This window comes from Streptomyces sp. NPDC058284 (genome assembly GCF_042881135.1).
Lineage (GTDB): Bacteria > Actinomycetota > Actinomycetes > Streptomycetales > Streptomycetaceae > Streptomyces.
This window is the reverse complement of record NZ_JBHVYE010000010.1, coordinates 149148-168865: the sequence shown is the minus strand read 5'-3', so window position 1 is coordinate 168865 and position 19718 is coordinate 149148. Positions and strand designations below refer to the sequence as shown.

At 71.1% G+C, this 19718-nt stretch carries 16 protein-coding genes and 1 pseudogene; 6 read left to right on the top strand and 11 right to left on the bottom strand.

Features of this window, described 5'->3' with window-relative positions; genetic code table 11:
• Nucleotides 1–178: 178 nt before the first annotated feature.
• Nucleotides 179–493 (top strand): annotated as a pseudogene (locus ACFVYR_RS16825) (tetratricopeptide repeat protein); the annotation flags it as partial.
• A gap of 413 nt (nucleotides 494–906) precedes the next feature.
• Here the strand turns inward: ACFVYR_RS16825 and ACFVYR_RS16820 are convergent.
• Complete coding sequence (locus ACFVYR_RS16820; protein WP_384250713.1) at nucleotides 907–2121, bottom strand: AraC family transcriptional regulator ligand-binding domain-containing protein; 1215 nt, start codon at nucleotides 2119–2121, stop codon at nucleotides 907–909.
• A 115-nt stretch (nucleotides 2122–2236) separates the two neighbouring features.
• On the opposite strand from ACFVYR_RS16820, the gene ACFVYR_RS16815 reads away from it, so the two are divergent.
• Nucleotides 2237–4141, top strand: a complete 1905-nt coding sequence (locus ACFVYR_RS16815; RefSeq protein WP_384250710.1) for an AMP-dependent synthetase/ligase — start codon at nucleotides 2237–2239, stop codon at nucleotides 4139–4141.
• On the opposite strand, the gene ACFVYR_RS16810 is transcribed toward ACFVYR_RS16815, so the two are convergent.
• Complete coding sequence (locus tag ACFVYR_RS16810; RefSeq protein ID WP_384250707.1) at nucleotides 4107–4421, bottom strand: AzlD domain-containing protein; 315 nt, start codon at nucleotides 4419–4421, stop codon at nucleotides 4107–4109. The two genes, ACFVYR_RS16815 and ACFVYR_RS16810, sit on opposite strands and share 35 nt — an antisense overlap.
• Nucleotides 4418–5197 (bottom strand): AzlC family ABC transporter permease, encoded by a 780-nt coding sequence (locus ACFVYR_RS16805; protein ID WP_384250704.1) that lies wholly within the window; start codon nucleotides 5195–5197, stop codon nucleotides 4418–4420. The genes ACFVYR_RS16810 and ACFVYR_RS16805 overlap by 4 nt, the downstream gene beginning before the upstream one ends.
• A 94-nt stretch (nucleotides 5198–5291) precedes the next feature.
• Here ACFVYR_RS16805 and ACFVYR_RS16800 point away from each other — a divergent pair, with 94 nt between their 5' ends.
• The gene (locus ACFVYR_RS16800; RefSeq protein WP_384250701.1) at nucleotides 5292–5852 is read left to right on the top strand and encodes a helix-turn-helix domain-containing protein; all 561 of its coding nucleotides are present in this window, start codon (nucleotides 5292–5294) and stop codon (nucleotides 5850–5852) included.
• A gap of 154 nt (nucleotides 5853–6006) precedes the next feature.
• Here ACFVYR_RS16800 and ACFVYR_RS16795 read toward each other — a convergent pair whose 3' ends face one another.
• Nucleotides 6007–6210 (bottom strand): cold-shock protein, encoded by a 204-nt coding sequence (locus ACFVYR_RS16795; RefSeq protein WP_006138897.1) that lies wholly within the window; start codon nucleotides 6208–6210, stop codon nucleotides 6007–6009.
• A 329-nt stretch (nucleotides 6211–6539) separates the two neighbouring features.
• Here ACFVYR_RS16795 and ACFVYR_RS16790 point away from each other — a divergent pair, with 329 nt between their 5' ends.
• A complete protein-coding gene (locus tag ACFVYR_RS16790; protein WP_384250784.1) occupies nucleotides 6540–7427 on the top strand; it encodes a menaquinone biosynthetic enzyme MqnA/MqnD family protein in 888 nt (295 codons plus the stop codon).
• Nucleotides 7428–7956: 529 nt separating this feature from the next.
• Nucleotides 7957–9789 carry a protein kinase gene (locus tag ACFVYR_RS16785; RefSeq protein WP_384250698.1) on the top strand — a complete coding sequence of 611 codons (1833 nt, stop codon included), beginning with the start codon at nucleotides 7957–7959 and terminating at the stop codon, nucleotides 9787–9789.
• Nucleotides 9790–9829: 40 nt separating this feature from the next.
• Here the strand turns inward: ACFVYR_RS16785 and ACFVYR_RS16780 are convergent, their stop codons facing one another.
• Nucleotides 9830–14632: an FtsK/SpoIIIE domain-containing protein gene (locus tag ACFVYR_RS16780; RefSeq protein ID WP_384250695.1), complete on the bottom strand. Its 4803-nt coding sequence runs from the start codon at nucleotides 14630–14632 to the stop codon at nucleotides 9830–9832.
• Between the two features lie 314 nt (nucleotides 14633–14946).
• Here ACFVYR_RS16780 and ACFVYR_RS16775 point away from each other — a divergent pair, with 314 nt between their 5' ends.
• On the top strand, nucleotides 14947–15246 hold the full coding sequence (locus ACFVYR_RS16775) for a WXG100 family type VII secretion target (protein WP_384250691.1): 300 nt from the start codon (nucleotides 14947–14949) through the stop codon (nucleotides 15244–15246).
• Nucleotides 15247–15330: 84 nt separating this feature from the next.
• Here ACFVYR_RS16775 and ACFVYR_RS16770 read toward each other — a convergent pair whose 3' ends face one another.
• The 6 genes from ACFVYR_RS16770 to ACFVYR_RS16745 all read right to left on the bottom strand — a co-directional run bounded on the left by ACFVYR_RS16770 (nucleotide 15331) and on the right by ACFVYR_RS16745 (nucleotide 19466).
• On the bottom strand, nucleotides 15331–15537 hold the full coding sequence (locus tag ACFVYR_RS16770; RefSeq protein WP_384250688.1) for a hypothetical protein: 207 nt from the start codon (nucleotides 15535–15537) through the stop codon (nucleotides 15331–15333).
• Between the two features lie 458 nt (nucleotides 15538–15995).
• Nucleotides 15996–16574, bottom strand: a complete 579-nt coding sequence (locus tag ACFVYR_RS16765; RefSeq protein ID WP_384250685.1) for a hypothetical protein — start codon at nucleotides 16572–16574, stop codon at nucleotides 15996–15998.
• Nucleotides 16571–17284, bottom strand: coding sequence for a hypothetical protein (locus tag ACFVYR_RS16760; protein ID WP_384250683.1), 714 nt, complete (start codon nucleotides 17282–17284; stop codon nucleotides 16571–16573). Before ACFVYR_RS16760 ends, ACFVYR_RS16765 begins: the two co-directional genes overlap by 4 nt.
• Nucleotides 17284–17868: a hypothetical protein gene (locus ACFVYR_RS16755; RefSeq protein ID WP_384250680.1), complete on the bottom strand. Its 585-nt coding sequence runs from the start codon at nucleotides 17866–17868 to the stop codon at nucleotides 17284–17286. Before ACFVYR_RS16755 ends, ACFVYR_RS16760 begins: the two co-directional genes overlap by 1 nt.
• 48 nt (nucleotides 17869–17916) lie before the next feature.
• Nucleotides 17917–19155, bottom strand: a complete 1239-nt coding sequence (locus tag ACFVYR_RS16750) for a hypothetical protein (RefSeq protein WP_384250678.1) — start codon at nucleotides 19153–19155, stop codon at nucleotides 17917–17919.
• On the bottom strand, nucleotides 19152–19466 hold the full coding sequence (locus tag ACFVYR_RS16745) for a hypothetical protein (protein WP_384250676.1): 315 nt from the start codon (nucleotides 19464–19466) through the stop codon (nucleotides 19152–19154). Before ACFVYR_RS16745 ends, ACFVYR_RS16750 begins: the two co-directional genes overlap by 4 nt.
• Nucleotides 19467–19718 lie beyond the last annotated feature (252 nt).

Sequence of the window (19718 nt, the reverse complement as noted above, 5' to 3'; positions counted from 1 at the left end):
GTACTGACCTGCGAGTAAGTTCCGGCTGACCGGGACGCTCACCTTCGTTGACCCCGGCTCGCAGGTGTTCAGGGCGGCGCCCCGGCGCTACGTTCACAGAGGGGGAGCCGCGGGCTCCGGCACGACACGAGCGGACGCGAGCGGGACTCCGCCACCCGACTCCGAATGGAGGACCGCCATGCCGGAAGAGATCAGCCGGCCGCAGCCCGCCCGCCTCGCGCAGGCGCTCGCCTGCTTCCACGAGGCCCGCGAACTGACGGACCCCGAGGAGTCGCCGGGCGTCTACGGCATCATCCTGCACGACATCGCCGACACCTACCGCGACGCCCACGAGTACAAGGAGGCCGCCGAGCACTTCCGCCAGGCCGTCACGTACAAGCAGCGGGCCGACAACCCGGGCGACCTCGCCACCACGATGACCGCCCTCGCGAACACCCTCGTCTCGATGGGCGAGCGGGCCGAGGCGCGGGACGTCCTCGAACGGCTCGCCGCCGAGGCCCCCAAGATCGTGGACACCGAGCGGCGAGCCGCGGTCCTGCACAACATGGCGCTCACCTACGAGGAGCTCGGCCACCTGGGGGTCGAGGGTGCCTTCGCGCACGGTGTGGCCGCCTGCCAGGCCGTGCTCGCGCTCGTCGACGGGGAGAGCGACCCCGGTTGGTACGCCTCCGTCCTCAAGGACATGGGCGACGCCTACGACGCACAGGAGATGCTGACGCAGGCGCACGTCGCCTACGAGGAGGCCGTGCGGTACACGCGGCGCATCGAGGGCAACTCCACCTCGCTGATCACGGTGCTGATCGCGCTGGGCCGCACCAGCAGGCGCCTCGGCAAGCGGGAGGGCGAGGCGGCGGTGCCGGGCGACGGCGCGGTGCTCAACGGGAAGGTGTTCGAGGATGCGGGGGTTCAGCCGTTCGGCGAGGAGGCGTCCGGCGTGCCATCCGGCTCCGGAGCGGCATCCGGCCCTGGCGCGTCACTCGATGCCGACGTTTCGCCCGATGCCGATGCCGATGCCTCGCCCGATTCCGGCGCGTCACCGGCCTCCGACGGTACGGCCTCCGACGGCGCGGCGGACGGTGAGGAATCGTAGGAGGTGGAATCGTAGGAGGTGGACGGGGGCGCTCCCGTCCCCGTCCGGTACGCGCCCGGCGTCGTCCCCGTCCACCGCCGGAACGCCCGGTGGAAGGCCGTGTCCTCGGAGAAGCCGAGCCGCGCGGCGAGCTCCGCGATCGGCTCACGGCCCTCCGCGAGCCCCGCGATCGCCGCGTCCCGCCGCACCGCGTCCTTCAGCCGCTGGTACGACGTCGACTCCTGGGCGAGACGGCGGCGCAGCGTCGCCGGGCTCACCGCGAGCCGCGCCGCGATCTCGCCGAGTGAGGGCAGCCGCGGCGAGGTGCGCAGCGCGCGGGCGAGGACGCGGCGCACCTGCTCGGCGACGGTCGTGCCGTACTCGCGCCGGGTGAGCAGCTCGAAGGGCGCCTTGCGCAGCATCTCGTCCAGCGCGTCCTCGTCCCTGATCAGCGGCGCGTCCAGCCAGTGCGCGTCGAACCCCGCGCCGGTGCGCTCGGCGCCGAACCGCACGGCGCAGCCGAAGAGCAGCTCGTACTCGTCCTTGTGCGGCGGCGGCGGATGCCCGAACTCGGCCCAGCGCAGCGGGATGCGGCGGCCGATCAGCCAGCTGCACAGCCGGTGCCAGATGATGACGAGGCACTCGGCGAGGAAATAGTCCTGGTCGAGGTCGTTGCGGACGCCGAACACCGCCTCGCCGCCGCGCCGTTCCAGGGTGAGGTCGGGGCCGCCGGGGAAGAGGCCGTAGAAGGTGGTGCCCCGCTCGACGGCGGCGCCGAGGTCGCGGCAGCCCAGGGAGGCCTGGCACATCATCGCGAACGTGCCCGGCCTGCTGACGGCGGAGCCGAGACCGAGGAACTCGTCCTGCGTGACCCGGTACAACTCCCTGAAGAGACGCGCGAACTGGGGCGCGGTGACCCGGGCCCGGTCGTCGCCGAGGAGCAGCGGCGGGATCTGCGCCCCCCGCAGCAGCGGCACGGTGTCCACGCCGCGCCGCTCGGCGCCGCGCAGCACGGCCCGCACATGGTGCACGGTGATCGTCCGCCTGGCCATGTCACGACGTTAGCGCCGGTGGGGCCGGTCCAGAACACCGCGTGAGCGACGGGGTCAGCGGTGCTGACGTTTTCCGTCATCCCGGCGGCCGGACGTGCTCCTTAGCGTCGTACGTATGCAGCAGACGCGGAAAGAACCGCCGACGGCCCGTGTGCCCGCCCCTGCCGGCCGGCCCGCCCCTGCCGAATTGCCTCCCACCCTCGCCCTGCTGACCGAGTGGGCGGCGCGGCGCCACGGTGAGCTGCCCGCCCTGCGCTTCCGGCGCGACGGGGCGTGGGCCGAGCTGTCGTACGACGGGCTCAGGGACGCCGTACGCCGGGTGGGCCGCACCCTGCTCGCGCTGGGTGTCCGTCCCGGCGACCGGGTGGCGGTCCTCGCCGAGACCCGGCCGGAGTGGACCCGCACGCACTTCGGCGTCCTCGCGGCGGGGGCGGTGGTGGTGCCGGTCTATCCGACGGCGGGCGATGCGGAGGTCGCCTGGGTGGTGGGGGACTCGGGCGCGTCGGTGGTGATCTGCGAGGACGAGGCGCAGGCGGCGAAGATCGAGCGGCTGCGGGGGCGGCTGCCGGGCGTGCGGCACGTGATCCTGATGACGGGCGAGCCGCGGGAACTCGGCTCGCTGGAAGCCCTTTTGGAGCGCGCCGAGGCCCGGCGCGGCAGTGATCCGGCCACCATCATCTACACCTCGGGCACGACAGGACCGCCCAAGGGCTGCCTGCTCACGCACGGCAACCTGCTGGCCGTGCAGGCCGCCACCGTGCGGCTGGTCGACGGCGGCCCCGGCGACTCGACGTACCTCTACCTCCCGCTCGCCCATCTCCTCGCCCAGCTCATCGAGTTCGGGGCGCTCATCGGCGGCGCCACGCTCACCTTCTTCGGCGGGCGCGTGGAGGACATCGTCGGCGAACTGGCCGAGGCGTCCCCCACACATCTGCCGTCCGTGCCCCGGCTCTTCGAGAAGGTGCGGTCGGTGGTGCTGTCCCTCGCCGAGGCGCGGGAGGGCGGACGCGAACGGTTCGAGGAAGCCATCCGCATCGGCGTCCTCGCCGCCGACGGAGCGCTGCCCGACGAGCTCAGGGACGCGTACGAGGCCGCCGACAAGACCCTCTACAGCCTGGTCCGGCAGGCGCTCGGCGGGCGCGTCCGGTGGGCGCTGACCGGCGGCGCCCCCATCGCGCCCGACACCGTCGACTTCCTGCGGGCCTGCGGCATCGCGTTCTACGAGGGGTACGGGATGACGGAGTCGGCGGGCGTCCTCACCCTCAACCACCCGGGCGCCGTGCGGTACGGGACCGTCGGCCGGGCCGTGGACGGCGTCGAGCTGCGCATCGCCGACGACGGCGAGATCCTCGCCAGGGGCGCCATGATCTTCGCCGGGTACCACAACGACCCACGGGCCACCCGGGCCGCGCTCGACGAGGAGGGCTGGCTGCACACGGGCGACCTGGGCGAGCTCGACGAGGACGGCTTCCTCACGATCACGGGCCGCAAGAAGGACCTCATCATCACGTCCGGCGGCAAGAACCTCACCCCCTCCCTGAGCGAACTGGCCATTGAGGCCTCGCGGTTCGTCTCCCACGCCGTGATGGTCGGCGACCGCCGCCCCTACCCGGTCGCACTCGTCACGCTCGACACGGAGGAGGTGGCCGGGTGGGCGGCGCGGGAAGGGCTGACGCCGGACGGACCGCTCGCCCGCGACCCCCGCGTCCGGGCGCTGGTCCAGGAGGCCGTGGACGCCGCCAACGCCACGGTCTCGCGCCCCGCCCGCATCCGCGCGTTCGCCGTCGTCGAGGAGGACTTCACGGTGGCGGACGGCCTGCTCACGCCGAGCCTGAAGGTGCGCAGGAAGGCGGTGACGGAGCGGTACGCGGGGGTGGTGGAGGAGCTGTACGCGGGGGTGGTGGAGGAGCTGTACGCGGGGGGCGGGGAGGGGGCGCCGGGGCCGGCGGGCGGGGCTGCCACAGCCCAGCCGGCCTCACCTCTGTCTAGCTCAGCCCCGCCAGACGCAGCAGCGCCGTAGTCGCGGCCGCGCCCACCACGACCACGGCGAACGGTGCCTTGCGCCAGGCCAGCACCCCGCCCGCGAGGACCCCGGCGGGCCTGGCCCATCCCGCGAAGTCGTGCCCTTCGGTGAGCGCGCCGGTGGCCAGCAGCGCGACGAGCAGCACCGTGGCGCCGACGGTCAGCAACTCCTGCACTCGGGCCGGGAGTTCGACGCGGCCGTGCAGGACGGGTCCGGCGAGACGGAAGGCGTACGTTCCCGCGGCGAGGGCCAGGACGCAGGCGAGCGTGGCGTTCATGAGGCGCTCCTCGACGAGGTGGGGCCGGGACGGGGGCGGGGGCGGTGGGGTCCGCGGCGCGCCGCCAGCAGGCCGAGGAGGGCGAGCAGGACCGGCACTCCGGCGGGCAGCAGCGGCGCGGCGGCGACCGCGACGACGGCGCCGACGGCCGAGGCGCGCCGGGCCGCGCTGTCACCGCGCAGCGCGGGCAGCACCAGCGCGAGCAGCACCGCGGGGAACGCGGCGTCGAGCCCGAACCGGTCGGTGTCGCCGAGGGCGGACCCGGCGAGCGCGCCCGCGAGCACGCTGAGGTTCCACGCGGCGAACAGGCCGACACCGGATATCCAGAAGGCGGCCTTGCGCCGGGCGGCGCCCCGCTGGGCGAGGACGAACGCGGCGGTCTCGTCCGTGACGAGGTGCGCGCCGATCAGCCGGGCGGGCCAGGACCGGCCGAGGTCGTCGGCGAGGGCCAGGCTGAAGGCGGCCGTACGGGTGTTGAGCAGCAGCCCGGTCGCGGCGGCGGCCACCGGCCCGCCGCCCGCGGTAAGGATGCCGACGGCACTGAACTGGGCGGAGCCCGCGTACACGAGCAGCGACATGAGCACCGGCACCCACACGGGCAGCCCGCCCGCGACGGCGATGGCGCCGAAGGAGACGCCGACGACAGCGTCGGCGAGCCAGACGAGCGCGATGTCACGCAGGACGCCGGGTGGCAGGTCGGAGAAGCGGACGAGGCCCCCGGGCCTCTGGTCGTCCGTTCGGTAGGACGGGTCATCTGTTCGGTGTGACGAACGCATGGGTCGTAGGATGGGCGGAGTGGGTCGCGTTCGTCAACCCGAACGATCGGCCCGCTATACCGAACGCAACGGGGAGAGGGCTGGGAGAGAACTGATGACCGACGGGTCCCGCATGCCGCGCGAATGGGTGGCCGCGGCGCTGCGCCGCGAGCGCACCAAGGCCGGACTCTCCCTCTCCGAGCTGGCCAAACGCGCCGGTGTCGCGAAGTCCACGCTGTCCCAGCTGGAGGCCGCGTCCGGCAACCCCGGCATCGAGACGCTCTGGGCGCTGGCTGTCGCGCTCGGCGTGCCGTTCAGCGTCCTCGTGGAGTCGCCCGCGCCCGCGGTGACGGTGATCCGCGCGGGCGAGGGCCCGACCATGCTCGCCGAGAACTCCTCGTACGCGGGCACACTGCTCTCGGCGGGCCCGACCGGCGTACGGCGCGACATCTACCACGGCGCCCTGGAGCCGGGCGCACCCCGCGAGTCCGAGCCCCACATTCCCGGCTCGGTGGAGCACCTGATCATCAGCACGGGCGGCCTCCTGGCGGGCCCGCAGGGCGAGACGGTGGAGCTGGCCCCCGGCGACTACATGTCGTACCGGGGCGACGTCCCCCACTCGTACGAGGCCCTGGAACCGCACACGACGTTCGTCATGATCATGCAGCACGTCTAGTGGGCCAGGGGCGCGGGGAACCGCGCGGCCGGCAAAAGGCAGGAGCCCCGCAGCCTCCGCAACCGCGGAGGAGCAGGGCTCCTTGGGTACTGCTGTCAATCTCCGGATCTGGTCACCGGAGCAACCACACGCCCCACTCGCGTGGGGCGCCCGATTACATCGGGGTGACGTTCTCCGCCTGCGGGCCCTTCGGACCCTGCGTCACGTCGAAGGAAACGGCCTGGTTCTCCTCAAGGGAGCGGAAGCCGTTCGCGTTGATCGCGGAGTAGTGGACGAAGACGTCCGGGCCGCCGCCTTCCTGGGCAATGAATCCAAAGCCCTTTTCAGCGTTGAACCACTTCACGGTTCCGGTAGCCATAAGCCCTCCTTGGGCCAAAGGGTTGCCCTGCTCCAGAACCAGCGATTGTTTAAACAACTGCATAAGTCTGAAAACGACGAGAGCCTACGGAGTTACATGCTCCGCAGGCTCTGTACTGCAAGGGAAACCAAACTGCAACTTGCGGCGAGCTTAGCACGCAGGCAGGGGAATGCAATAGGGGGCAAGATCACGTCACCCGCAGGTTTGATCAGGCCTCCGACGGGGTTGACGACGCGGTTCCCGGCGGGGTCGGCGGCAGGCGCGTCGGCGCCCCGGCCCGCGCGCCGCACCGTCCGGGGGCTAGCCTCCCCGATGTGGACAATTCTCCCCTGGACGCCTCCGCGGGGGCAGGCGCCGAACAGCGACACGGCTCCCGCCGCACCCCCCGGCCGCGCGTCGGTCACATCCAGTTCCTGAACTGCCTGCCCCTGTACTGGGGGCTCGCGCGGACCGGGACGCTCCTCGACTTCGAGCTGACCAAGGACACCCCCGAGAAGCTCAGCGAGCAGCTGGTCAGGGGCGAACTCGACATCGCGCCCGTCACGCTCGTCGAGTTCCTGAAGAACGCCGACGACCTCGTCGCCTTCCCCGACCTCGCGGTCGGCTGCGACGGCCCCGTCATGTCCTGCGTGATCGTCTCGCAGGTGCCGCTGGACCGGCTGGACGGCGCCAGGGTCGCGCTCGGCTCGACCTCGCGCACCTCCGTACAGCTGGCGCAGCTGCTCCTCGCCGAGCGGTACGGCGTACAGCCCGACTACTACACGTGCCCGCCGGACCTGGGGCTGATGATGCGGGAGGCGGACGCCGCCGTACTCATCGGCGACGCGGCGCTCCGCGCGAACCTCATCGACGGGCCGCGGCTCGGCCTGGACGTGTACGACCTCGGCCAGATGTGGAAGGACTGGACGGGCCTGCCGTTCGTCTTCGCCGTCTGGGCGGCGCGACGCGACTACGCGGCGCGGGAACCGGAGGTCGTGCGCGAGGTGCACAAGGCGTTCCTCCACTCCCGCGACCTCTCCCTGGAGGAGGTCATGAAGGTGGCCGAGCAGGCCGCGCGCTGGGAGTCCTTCGACGCAGGAGTCCTGGAGCGGTACTTCACGACGCTCGACTTCCGCTTCGGCGGCGAGCAGCTGGCGGGCGTCACCGAGTTCGCCCGCCGGGTCGGCCCGACGGCGGGCTTCCCCGCGGACGTGGAAGTGTCGCTCCTGCGGCCGTGACCGGTCCGGCAATTCGCCTGGCGATATCGGGGGCGCCGCCCGGCATCCACATGCCCTTTCACGGCCGCCCCGGGATATCACTGCCGTCGTAATAGTTCATTGCGTCCGGATTGAGCACAGCCGACACTCGGGCATCACCACGGTGAACGAATGGCCGGATAGCGGGAGGGGGAAAGAAGTCCGGATTCACCGGCAAGGTATGGATCTGCGCGATCTGCGAAATCTGTGAACCGGGCGGGTGCGCCCCTCACCCGCTCCCTCACCCCCTCTCCCGCTCACTTCCGCACTACGCTGATCGCGGTGCTCAGAGCCTGTCTTTGAACCCCCGTCGTCCGCGCGAAGCGCGGGCGCAGCGGTGTTCGGTGCGTGCGATCGGAGTGCGGAGTTCCAGGTCATGTGGCGGAGCCACCTGTCCTGGGGCTCCGTGCGCCGAGGGCGCGTGCCGGGCGTCGAGGCGCAGACGGGGGTTCAAAGAGAGGCTCTGAGGAACGAGAGGTGTCCGGCGGCACGCCTGGGGGAGGCCAAGGTCATGCATCCGCTTCAAGCCGACGAGCCCACCGTGATCGGGCCCTACCGGCTGCTCGGCCGGCTCGGCTCGGGCGGCATGGGCCGGGTCTACCTCGGCCGCAGCGAGGGCGGCCGTACCGTCGCCGTCAAAATCGTCCACCCGCACTTCGCGCTCGACGAGGAGTTCCGCGCCCGCTTCCGCCGCGAGGTCGACGCGGCGCGCCGGGTCGGCGGCGACTGGACGGCGCCCGTCCTGGACGCGGACCCGGACGCGCCCGTGCCGTGGGTCGCCACCGGGTACGCGGCCGGGCCCTCGCTGACGGACGCGGTACGGGAAGGCGCACCGCTGCCCGAGCACTCCGTACGGGTCCTGGGCGCGGGCCTCGCCGAGGCGCTGGCGCACGTGCACGGCCTCGGGCTCGTCCACCGCGACGTGAAGCCCTCGAACGTCCTGCTCACCCTGGACGGGCCGCGCCTCATCGACTTCGGCATCGCGCGGGCCACGGACGGCACGGCGTCGCTCACCTCCACCGGCGCGTCCATCGGCTCGCCCGGCTACATGGCGCCCGAGCAGATCCTCGGCACGGGCGTCACGGGCGCCGCGGACGTCTTCTCGCTGGGCGCGGTCCTGGTGTACGGGGCAACGGGGGAGTCGCCCTTCCCCGGTGACTCGTCGGCGGCCCTGCTCTACAAGGTCGTCCACGAGCAGCCGGAACTTGGTTCGCTGACCGGCGACTTGAGGGAACTCGCGGCGGCCTGCCTCGCCAAGGACGCGGCGGCGCGGCCCGCTCCGGAGGAGATCGCCCGCCGTCTCGCGCCCGAAGGCGCGGCCCGGCTCGTGGCGGCCGGGTGGCTGCCGGGGCAGGTGGTGGAACGGGTGAGCCGGAGCGCGGTGCGGTTGCTGGATCTGGATACGGGGGCGGGGCCGGGTCCGGGCACGGGGGCGGCTTCGGGCACGGGGGCGGCTTCGGGCTCTGGGCCGGTCTCCGGAACAGGACCGGTCTCCGGAACAGGGCCGGTCTCCGGATCGAGGCAGGCTTCGGTGAACGCTCCCTCCGGGCCCGTGGCGTTCGACACCCCGGCCGTGCAGGGCTCGTTCGGGCCGCCGGACCCGTCGTACCCCCCGACGTTCCATCCGCCGTACGACCCCTCGCCCGGGAGGTACGCCGATCAGGCACCCCCCGTACCGCCGACCGCGCCCCCGCACGCGCCCTCCGTGCCGGGCCCCCGGACCGACACCCCGGCGGAAACCCGGCCGCCCGGCAGGTTCTCCGTCTCCGTCGCCGCGACCTCCGTGCCGGACGGCGCGAGCGGCCGGGGGCGCAAGGTGAGTTGCACGGTGGCGCTCGCCGTGGCGGGTGCGATGGCCGCCGTCACCGTCGGCTCGGTCTTCGTCTTCGGGATGCTGCCGGACAGCAGCCACGACGACGCGTCACAGGACCAGGACGGGCAGCCCCCGGCGGCGACCGCGCCCAGCACTCCGGGTGACACCGCGGGCAGCGGCCGGGTCCCCGGCGCGTACCTCGGCACCTGGCGCGGCAAGGCCGACGCGAACGCAGGCACGGTGCCCCTCGGCACGTTCACGGTCACCCTGCGGCAGGCGAAGCCGGGGCAACGCCTCGGCACGGTCGTGCAGAAGGACCCGATCGGCAACACCTGCACGGACGTCCTGACCCTGAAGTCGGCCACGAAGAGCGAGCTCGTGGCGACGGGCAAGGGCGCGGAGGGCAACGGCGGCCAGTGCTCGCAGTCGTCCCACACGGTCTACCTGCGGCCGGACGGCAAGAACCTCACCTACACCTCGGACGATCCCGGGGCGGGGGACCCGAAGGCGCGGCTGGCACCGGTGGAGTGAGGCGCGCGCGGCGCCCGGCTCCCGCATTCCCGCCCGGCGACTACAACGGAGTGGTGAGCGTGGCCAGTTCGCCCGTGCCCAGGTGCAGCATGCCCTTGCCGGGGGTGACCGGCCCGCCGACCACGCTGCGCGAGATCCTGAGCCCGATCAGATCGCCGCTCGAACTGTCCTGCGGGGAGAGCAGGATGCCGCGGCGGCCCTTCTTCGCGTCGACCTGCCAGCCCGAGAAGCCGCTGCAGACGTCCTCCTCGTCACCGGCGAGGACCAGCGCGAGCCCCTGCTCGTTGCCGCGCTGGATGATCCGCTTGAACTGGCTCGCCGCGTCCGCGTCCTCCAGCGTCTCCGCGTCGTCGATCAGTACGACGACCGGGTCCTCCGGCGACGCGTCCGCCTCGTCGATGAGCTCCTCGAACTCGTCCTCGTCGATGTCGTCCCCGGTGAACACCTTCAGCACGCCCTCGGTGCCTTCGAGGTCACGCAGCGGGGACTGGCGCGGGGCGGCGACGACGAGACGTACACCCTGCGCGCGGAAGGAGCGCGCCATGTTCATCAGGACCGTCGAGCGCCCCGACTTGGCCGGGCCCGCGATGACGAAGGCGGGCACGCCCTGCGCCAGGTCGGGGCCGTGCCCCATGACCTCGTCGCCGCCGATGCCCACGAGCGCCCACAGCTTGGAGCGCGAGGCGTCCGGGTCGCGCAGCTCCCACGCCTCCTCGAAGGAGATGCGGCTCGGCAGCGTGTCGACGCGGAACGGGCGGCGCCGGCGCGGCACGTCGGCGTCGCGGACCGCGGCACGCTCGCCGATCGCGGCGATGGCGGCGGCCTGCCCCTGACCCGTGGAGTCCTCCGAGAGCAGCGCGAACTGCGTCTCCGTGCCGCTCTCGTTCTTGAAGGCGCGGCCCGGCGCGATCTCCTCGGGGACCTTGCGGGCCGGGATGCCGAGCATCGAGAAGTCGGAGCGGTCGGCGAGGCGCAGCCCGTACTTGTCCTCGGTGAGGGAGGAGATGCGGCCCACCAGGAGTTGCCGGTCACCCGTCATGATCATGTGGATGCCGACGCTCGCGCCCTCCCGCATGATCGTGGTGATCTCGTCGGTCAGCGAGCCGTGGTCGATCTCGCCGAGCGTGGGCAGCCAGCCCTCCCAGCGGTCGAGCAGGACGACGAGGTGCGGGAGGCGCTCGTCCTCGGCGGCGTCGGCCCGCTGCTCGCCGATGTCCGCGTACCCCTTGTCGGCAAGAAGGTCCTGGCGGCGCGTGAGTTCGCCCTTGAGGCGGTTGATGAGGCGCACCACGCGCTCGGTCTGGTTGCGGCCGACGACGGCGCCGCAGTGCGGCAGCCGGGTCAGCGCGTTGAGTGCGCCGTTGCCGCAGTCGATGCCGTACATGTGGACGTCGGCGCAGGAGTGCGTGCGCGCCAGCGAGCCCGCGATGGTCCGCAGGACCTGCGAGCGGCCGGAGCGCGGCGCGCCGCCGATCATCAGGTGGCCGAAGCTCGCGAAGTCCACGACGACCGGGCGGCGTGCCTGGTCGGCGGGGAGGTCCTCGACGCCGTACGCGGCGGGCGCGAGCGCGCCGGGCGCGGTGCGGGGCGCGGGCACCGGGATCTCGTCGAGCAGCACGGTCTCGCCGAGCGCGGGCAGCCACGGGCTGTGCTGGGCGGGGATGCCCAGCGTCCGGTTGGCCTCGATGATCTCGTCGACCAGGACCTTCAGGTCGGTGATCTCCTCCTCCTCGCGGGCCTCGGCCTTCGGCTTCGCCAGCGAGGCGCGGCCGAGCGTGGACCAGTCCAGGGCGTCGGCCCAGGGCGCGAGCACGGCCGGGTCGGCGGCGCCGGGGCGACGGCCACCGACGCGTCCGGACTGGAACGGTACGAGGGAGGCGTGCCCGAGCCGCACGTAGGCGCGTCCCGGGGTGTTCTTGGAGATGTGCCCGGCCTCGGGGGAGTCGATGACGTCGCTGGACTCGCCGCCGTCGGTGACGCGCAGCGCGATGCGGAGGTTGGTGTTGGCGCGGATCTCGGGGGAGACGACGCCGGAGGGCCGCTGGGTGGCGAGCAGCAGGTGGATGCCGAGCGAACGGCCCCGCTGGGCGATGTTGACGAGGCCCGTCACGAAGTCGGGCAGGTCGCGGACCATGGAGGCGAACTCGTCGATGACGATGAGGAGTCGGGGCACCGGTGGGTGCGAGGGGTCGCGCCGCACCAGGTCCTGGTAGTCCTCGATGTCCTTGGCGTCGGCGTCGGCGAGGATGTGCTCGCGCCGCTTCAGCTCGGCGCCGAGCGACTCCAGGGCGCGCTCGACGAGGTGCGCGTCGAGGTCGGTGACCATGCCGACGGTGTGCGGCAGCTTCACACAGTCCTTGAAGGCCGACCCACCCTTGTAGTCCACGAGTACAAAGGTCATGTTCTCGGGCGTATTGGCGACGGCGAGCGCGGCCACGATGGTCTGCAGCAGCTCCGACTTGCCGGAACCGGTCGTACCCGCGATCAGACCGTGCGGGCCGTCCTTGCGCATGTCGATGCCGAACGGACCGTCGTACGACTCACCGATGACGGCCATCGTCGACTGGCCGCCCGCCTGCCACCTGGCGGTGATCGCGCCGGACGTCGGCGGCTCCAGCTGCAGCACGTCGAGCAGCCGGCTCGACCCGGGCAGCGCGGAGTCCTCGGTCTCCCCGCTGATGTCGCGCAGCGGGGAGACGGCCCGCGCGAGGCGCAGGCACCAGGCGGAGGTCACGAAGTCGGGCCGTACGTCAGTGATCCGCTCGGCGCCGCTCATCTCGACGCGGAGCCGCAGCTCGCGCGGGGCGCCGGCCCGGTGGGGGTCGGGCGCGGTGGTGTGCCAGGCCTGGAAGGAGGGGAAGCCGCCGGGGGCGTGCCCCGGGTGCGCGGGCGGGGTCGGTGCCCCGTGGGGGACCGGCATCCCGTGGGACATCGGCCCCCCGTGGGAGGCCGGCATTCCGTGGGAAGCCGCTCCGCCCGCGTACGCGTGGGGGTCCGGCTTCGGTTCGGCGACCACGAAGGCCAGGCACTCGCCGGGCAGGAACCGTTCCTCGGTGTCGAGGCAGAGCGCGTACATGTTGACCGCGGGGCCCTCGCGCAGCAGCCGCACCACGCCCGGCAGGGAGCGCAGCCGGCGCGATCCGTCCCACACCACGACGATGTCGGGGTCGGAGAAGTTGGCGCCCTGGCTCTTGTTCTCCTCCACGGCCTTCACGCGCGCGTCGAGGATCTGGGTCAGCTCACCGATGCGGGCGCCGACGGTCTCCGCGTCGGTGCCGATGAGGACGTTGACGTCCTGGCCGCCGGAGGGGCGGGCGTGCGGCAGCCACCGCACCCAGTCCCAGCTGTCCCGGGAGGTGTTCTCGGTCAGCACGTAGAACTGTACGTCCATCGGGCTGTGCAGGGTCGCGGTCTGCGCCACGGCCCAGCGGCCGAGCGCCGTGGCGGAATCGTCGGGTCCGGCTATCCCGATGACCCCGAGCCCCTTCAGCGGCAGCGCGACGGGCGCGTCCTCTATCTTCCACGTCACCTGCCGCCGGTGGTCGTCCTTCTCCGGGTCGTCGAGCACGACCTCGGAGGGCAGCTGCCCCGTACCGAAGCGGAGCAGCAGATGGTCGGCGTCGGTCCGCCGCCGCTCCCAGAGCCGGGTGCGGGGCCCGGTGCCCATCGCGAGCACGGTCGCGGGGTCGGGGACGGCGTGCCGCCGGTCGAGCCGCTCGGCGATCAGCGCGTCCTGCGCGTCCTTCTCGATCCGCGCCTTGGTCTCCTTGTACTCCTTGACCTGCTTCGCATGGGACTTGCGCCCGTGCTTCTTGTCCATGAAGTAGTTGCCGAACAGCATGATGGGGCTCAGCCCCGCCATGATCAGGTAGTACCAGCGGTTGAAGATCATCGCCGCGATGACGGCGCCGACCAGCGGGAACAGCGCCATCAGCCAGGGCAGCGGCCGGGCCTCGTACTCCCGGGGCGGGGTGGGCAGCCGGAAGGCGGTCTGCCGCTCGGGCGGGCGCAGCCGCGGGGGCCGGTTGTAGTCGAGCCCCGCGCCGTCCTCGGACCACTTGAGGGCGGCGTCCGGGGGCGTGTACCTGACGAGTTCGAGGAGGGTGTTGCCGAGGGCGATCTGCGCGCCGAGGGGCCAGACGACGGTGTCGAGCCGCCCCTTGCCCCGGGCCTTGGCCCGCGCCTCCCGCTGCTCCTTCCGCTCCCTCCGCTCCTGCTTCTCCCTCTTCTCCCGCGCCTTCCTCTCCTTCTTGGACTCGCCTTCGGGCGGGGCGGGCGCGAAGTACTCGGGCTCCTCCTTCTCCTCACCGAAGGGATCGCCGTCGAGGGTGACGCCCTCCTTGTCCTTCGCGTCCCCGTGGAGGGTGGCCTGGCAGGTGCCGTCGGTTGCAACTGACAACGTCAGGGCGCGGGCGGGCAACTCCGGATCGTCGATACGGATGTACGAGGCGGGCCCGCTGCCGATGTCGTACCGCCCGATGCCGAGCCGGTGCACGGAACCGGCCGCGGGCCCGCTCACGACGCGCAGCTCGACCAGGCCCGAGGGCTCGCCCGGCAGGCACCCGGCGGGGTCGTCGAGACTGACGACGGCGCCTTCGCGCAGCGGCGAGGTGCTGACGGTGGCGCCGGGGTCGACGGCGTACCCGTCGACGTAGATCACCGGGGCACCGCCGCCCGGCACGTGCCGCCCCTGCCCGATCGGGATGACCTGAGCCCCGCTGTGGCCGACCTGGCGGGCCAGTTCCACCGCGATGTCCTGCACGGTGGACTCGGGATCGGCGTCGAGAACCACGTCGGCGGCGCCCCCGCCGAACGGATCGACGACGGTCAGAGTCAGGCGCACGATCGTCCTCCCCGGAGCTGAACAATGCGCCTGACGATATCCGCTCCCCCCTTCCCACGGGCAACGGCCTGCACGCGGACTCCTCGCGCACCGGTGTGCGGTACTCCCCGAAACGGCGCCCGCCCTCCGCCCGTCCTCCCCTCAAACCCCACGCCCCGCTTCGCAGTCGCTCATAGCAGAGCTGTGACTGAACCGGGCTGTGATCCCATCTGCCCCACCCGTAAGCTGCTGGCGCAAGAGCGGAAAATCGCACCATCCGCGTAATGGGAGCCACGGGGGTTGGCCCTGCGGCGAGTTGATTAGGAGAGAGCCTCATGGCCAAGGACCTTGATGTCACATATCAGGACATGCGAGACGCGGCCAAGCACGTGGTCAAGGAGAAGGACAAGCTCCACGAGAAGCTCGACGGTCTGAAGAAGTACATCAAGCACCTCGTCGAGACGGGCTTCGTCACCAAGAGCGCCTCGAAGGCGTTCGACGAGAACTTCGACGAGTTCGTCGAGGGCGCGAAGAAGACCATCGACGGTCTGGACGGCATGGGCGACTACCTGACCAACGCCGCGGACAAGTACGAGCAGATCGACGACGAGCTGGGGAAGGCTGCGCGCAAGTAGCGGACTCGGCATGAGCGGTCCGGGGCGGCGGATGCATCCGCCGCCCCTACCTCGGTTCACGGTCAGATGGTGGCCTGACGCGGGTCAGCGGTTGACGGACTGCACTTCCTTGACCTTGACGCCCTGTTCGAAAGTGGGCAGGCCGGGCAGAGTCGGCTTCTGGGGAGCGCCGTCGGGGTCCGCCGAGTCGGTCCAGGTCACCTTCCAGATGACCTGGGCCCGCAGCGGGTAGGAACCGTCGCCCGAGGATTTCTTGAAGGCGATGTTGCAATGCGCCTTGGAAGTGTCCACGCGATAACCCGACTTGTCTTGGTGAGGTCGTATTCGCAGGACTTGGGATCCGCGAACTCCGTGCCCGCGTCGACGCGAAGGGCGACAGGGGTCGCGACCGTCGTGGCGGCCAGATTCACGCCGAGGTGGTTGAAGCGGGCCGTCACCCAGAACCGATCAAGCGGCGCGTCGAACCTGACGTGTGTGGGCAGGTTCACGACCTGGTTGTCGGCACCCGGTCGCACGGTGACCGGTCTCCAACGGTGCGACGTTACCCACGGGGCTGGTGGTTCTTCAGGGGAGGTATCGGATAAAGCCGTCATGGCTCGGCGGAATGTCACCGTGTTGTGCCGCAAAGACACGGGGAGGCCGGCGGCCTCGGGGGGCGAAAGGTCACCGGTCCTCGAGGCGTACCGGGAATCACCGAGCTGTACTTCTACTTCACCGAAGACGGCCCGTGGCCGAGCCGCCCGCCCCCCTCACACCCACCGCAGCGACCGAGCCATCGCCTCGCACAGTCTGCCCATGGGGCTGTTGATGCCGCTCAGTGGCACGGTGAACGCGAGCAGCAGGTAGCCCGCCTTGCCCGGCATGTGGACGAAGAGGTCCAGGGCCGTCGCCGTGGCGGCGCGGACGGTTTGGCCGGCGGGGAGGTCGATGACGGTCACCTCGGTGCCGCTGCCTCTGCGGTCGGAGAGGGAGCGCGCCCAGTCGTCCGGAGTGGCGTACAGGTCGCCCGGCATCGCGAGCAGTGACACCAGCAAGGTCGCCGGCGTCGCGGCCGCAGTGGCTGACGTGGCTGACTCCGTTCTGAGGAACAGCTCCAGGGACCCTTGCGAGACCCCGCTCTCTGCGGTGTTGCGCAGGGTGGTCCAGAGTCCCTGCCGTGCCTCCGCGGACATGTGCCGCCCGGCGGCCTGCTGGTCGACGAACGTCTTCAGTTGCGGCCGCCAGCGGTCGAGCGTGAGATCGACGCGGAACCAGTCGCGGGGGACCAGAAGCCGGTAGTCCTCGGGAGGTTCGTCGCTCGGGGGCGGCGGGGCGGTCTCGGTGGTCACCCGTCGATCTCCAGCAGCCTGCCGCGGGTGTCCATGGGACGGCCCTCGGTGTCGAACAGCGTCAGGCTCTTCGCGATGCCGGCGAACATGGAGGAGAAGACGTCCCAGCCCTCCTGGGTCGGGGTGGTCATCTCCAGGACGACCGCGGTGCCGTTGGAGAGCGGCACCTGGACGTTGATGAAGGACGTCCAGAACGGCTCGTCCTGCCCGGAGGGGGCGATGGCCGCCTCGATGACCGCTTTGCGCGTGCCGACCCAGGAGACGGCCGGGCCGCAGGGCAGCTCGATCTCGGCCACCTCGCCCTGGCCGAGACCGCGCAGGGCAAGCGCGGTGTTGTGGACCGGACTGACCCGGGTCTCCTCGGCCAGGTCGACGAGCGAGAGGTTCACGTTCGCGGTGCAGCGCACGCCGTCGACCTCGGTGATGACGAACCCCGCGTACTGCACGCCTGCTTCGACCAGCTCGTCGTAGGAGGCGACGCACATGGCGGCCCACCGGTACTGCATGTCCGGGGTGCCCTTGGGCATGATCTCCTCGGCCAGCCGGATGAGCCGGTCGGCGAGGTCGTCGATGGAGTCGGCCTCGGTGGGGAGTTCGAAGAACCCTTCCGGCATGACCCAGCGGACGTTGATCACTTCCCCCTCGGCGGCGGCGACCGACGCGGCCCGGGAGGACGAGGACGGCCCGCCGTCCGATATCACCACGCTCATCAGAACCTGTTCCTGTCCGGCAGTTCCAGCTCGTCGGCGTCCGCGTGGAAATTGGCGGCGAAGGGATACGGCCCGTAGTGGGGGTAGAAGGCAGGGACGTCACCGCCGTTCTCGGCGGCGATGTGCGCGACCTTGCGATAGGCCGCCGCCCTGGCCCGGACCTTCTGCCGGGGGCGGTTTCCCCACTGGCGGATCAGCGTCGTGACGAAATACAGCACGAGCCCGGCGAGGATGACTCCGGCCGCCACGTAGAAGAGCTTCTGGTTGCGAGCGGATTCCCAGTACTGGACGTACGCGCCCCAGTAGGCGAAGAGGCCGAAGAGGATCGGCACTGCGGACCACGCCAACTTCTTCCCGGCGCTGTTCAGTTGGGCCTCGTCGATGTGGCGGAGGCGCAGCATCTTCAGGACCGCTTCGTCGTCGAAGAAGTCGAAGTGCAGCCTGCGCCCCTCGGCCTCGGCGGCTTCCCGGGCGGCCGGCACCGCGGCGAAGACATCGCCGGGAATCATCTTCCTGATGATGCCTTCCCGCGCCCGGTACTCCCACGGCCCGGGTTCGCGATTGCTGTCTTCCTCATCCGGCATGTGAATCGTGCTCCTTTACTGACGGCTCAGTGGGCGAGTACTGACGGCTCAGTGGGCGAGCGCGGCGTGGAACGGCTTGGGTGATGGCTTGGGTGACGGTGTGGGTGACGGCTGGGGCGAGGGGCGCGGTGTGGGCGGTACGGTGCCCTGCGGCTTCGGCGCCGGATCGCCCGGGTCCCCGGTGGCCGCACCGTCCTTGCCGGTGAAGATCTTGTACAGCGCGCTGCCGAGACTTCCGGTCTTGATGCCCGCGGTGATCCGCTCGCCGTCCAGGGCGGGCTTGCCCGCCTTCTTGAGGAGGGCGTTGACCCCTTTCACCGCGATTCCGTTGAAGAACTTGTCCGTGACGCCGGCCGCGGCGCCCGAGCCGCTGAACCGCAGCCCGCGCAGCTTGGACAGGCCCTTGAGGCCCTTCAACGCACCGAATCCCTTGAGCGCCCCGAGTCCGGGCATGACTCCCAGGGCGTCGAGACCCAGCTTCAACAGGTTGAGTTTCCCGCCCCGCGCGGTCATGTCGTAGGCGTGCCCGGCCAGCGCGGCGGCACTGGTGATGACGGCGAGGGCGGTGAAGACGGGCAACAGCACCTGGAGTGGCGGCACGAAGGCACATATGACGGCCAGGATGGAGAAGATGGCCGACAGATTGGAGAACCGGTCGGCCCAGTCGGCCAGCCAGTTCATGAATCCGCCGGGATCCCGGACGCCGTCGTGATGAATGATGTTCTTGATGTGTTTCGCCGCGGCCTTGGCGGCGTCGTCACGGATCTCTTTGGCGCGATCGATCTCGCCCCGGCATTCGCCCAACTTGCTCAGCGCCGCCGACCGCTTCTTCGCCTGCCGCTCACGCTCGGTGTCGGACATGTCCGACGGCGGTTTCGTCCCGGCCGGCTTGAGCGGCGTATTCGTGTCCCCGAGGTCGCCCTCCACCTCGCGAAAGTCCTTCAGCGCCTTGTCCGCGATCTTCTGGGCGCGGTGGAGTTCGCTGGCGTACTCCTTGGACTCGCCGCCGTCGACGACCTTGGTGCCGAGCGCCTTGGCCGCCTCGTCATAGCGCTCGAACGACCGCTTCAGACGTCCGGAGGTCCCGTCGGCGATCTCGTGGAACGCGCGCCCCGCCTCGCTGTCCCAGCTCTCCACGGACGCCAGGGCCTCGATGTTCCTGGCCTGCTTGTCGATCTCGTCGGCCATGTTCCGCAGCTTCTTGCCCAGCCGCGCGACCTCGTACGGATCACCGGGTACGGGGTCCTCGCTGCACAGGGGTTCCCAGTCGCTCGGGCGCGCAGTCACTTCTTCCCCTTCTTCGCGTCCTTGCGGGCCTTGCGGAGGGCCTCGGCGAGTTCGTGGTCCACCTTCTCGTACGTGTCGGCCGCCGTGTCCGTGAACTTGGCCAGCTGCTCGATGTCCTTCATCAATTTCTTGCGCGTCTTCTTCCAGGTTTCCGAGAAATCGTCGAAGACGTTACGGAGCTTGTCACTGCCGAGTGCGTCGTCGAATCCGTCCGCGGGATTGCTGTTGTTCTTGAACTCCCGGTGGATCCTGAACAACGATTCCGAGCATTCCCTGATCACGTCCAGATCGGCGCGTGTTCTCCCACTCATCTGTCTCCCCCGTGCAAGTGATTCGGTTGGCCGCGGAACGACGCTCGTGCCCAGTGAAGGGACGACGTCAGTGTCTTCCCGGCGTACGAGTGTGCTCTGGCAGGTGCACTGGTAGGTGCTCCGGCAGGTCGACGATAACCGCATGGTTGAAGCCGCCACCAGTTCCGAAAACGGGTCAAGCGGCATGATCCGGACGGAAGGTGGCCGCGCTGTTACGCGAACTCCACGAGTCGTGCGGGACCGTTATCGACG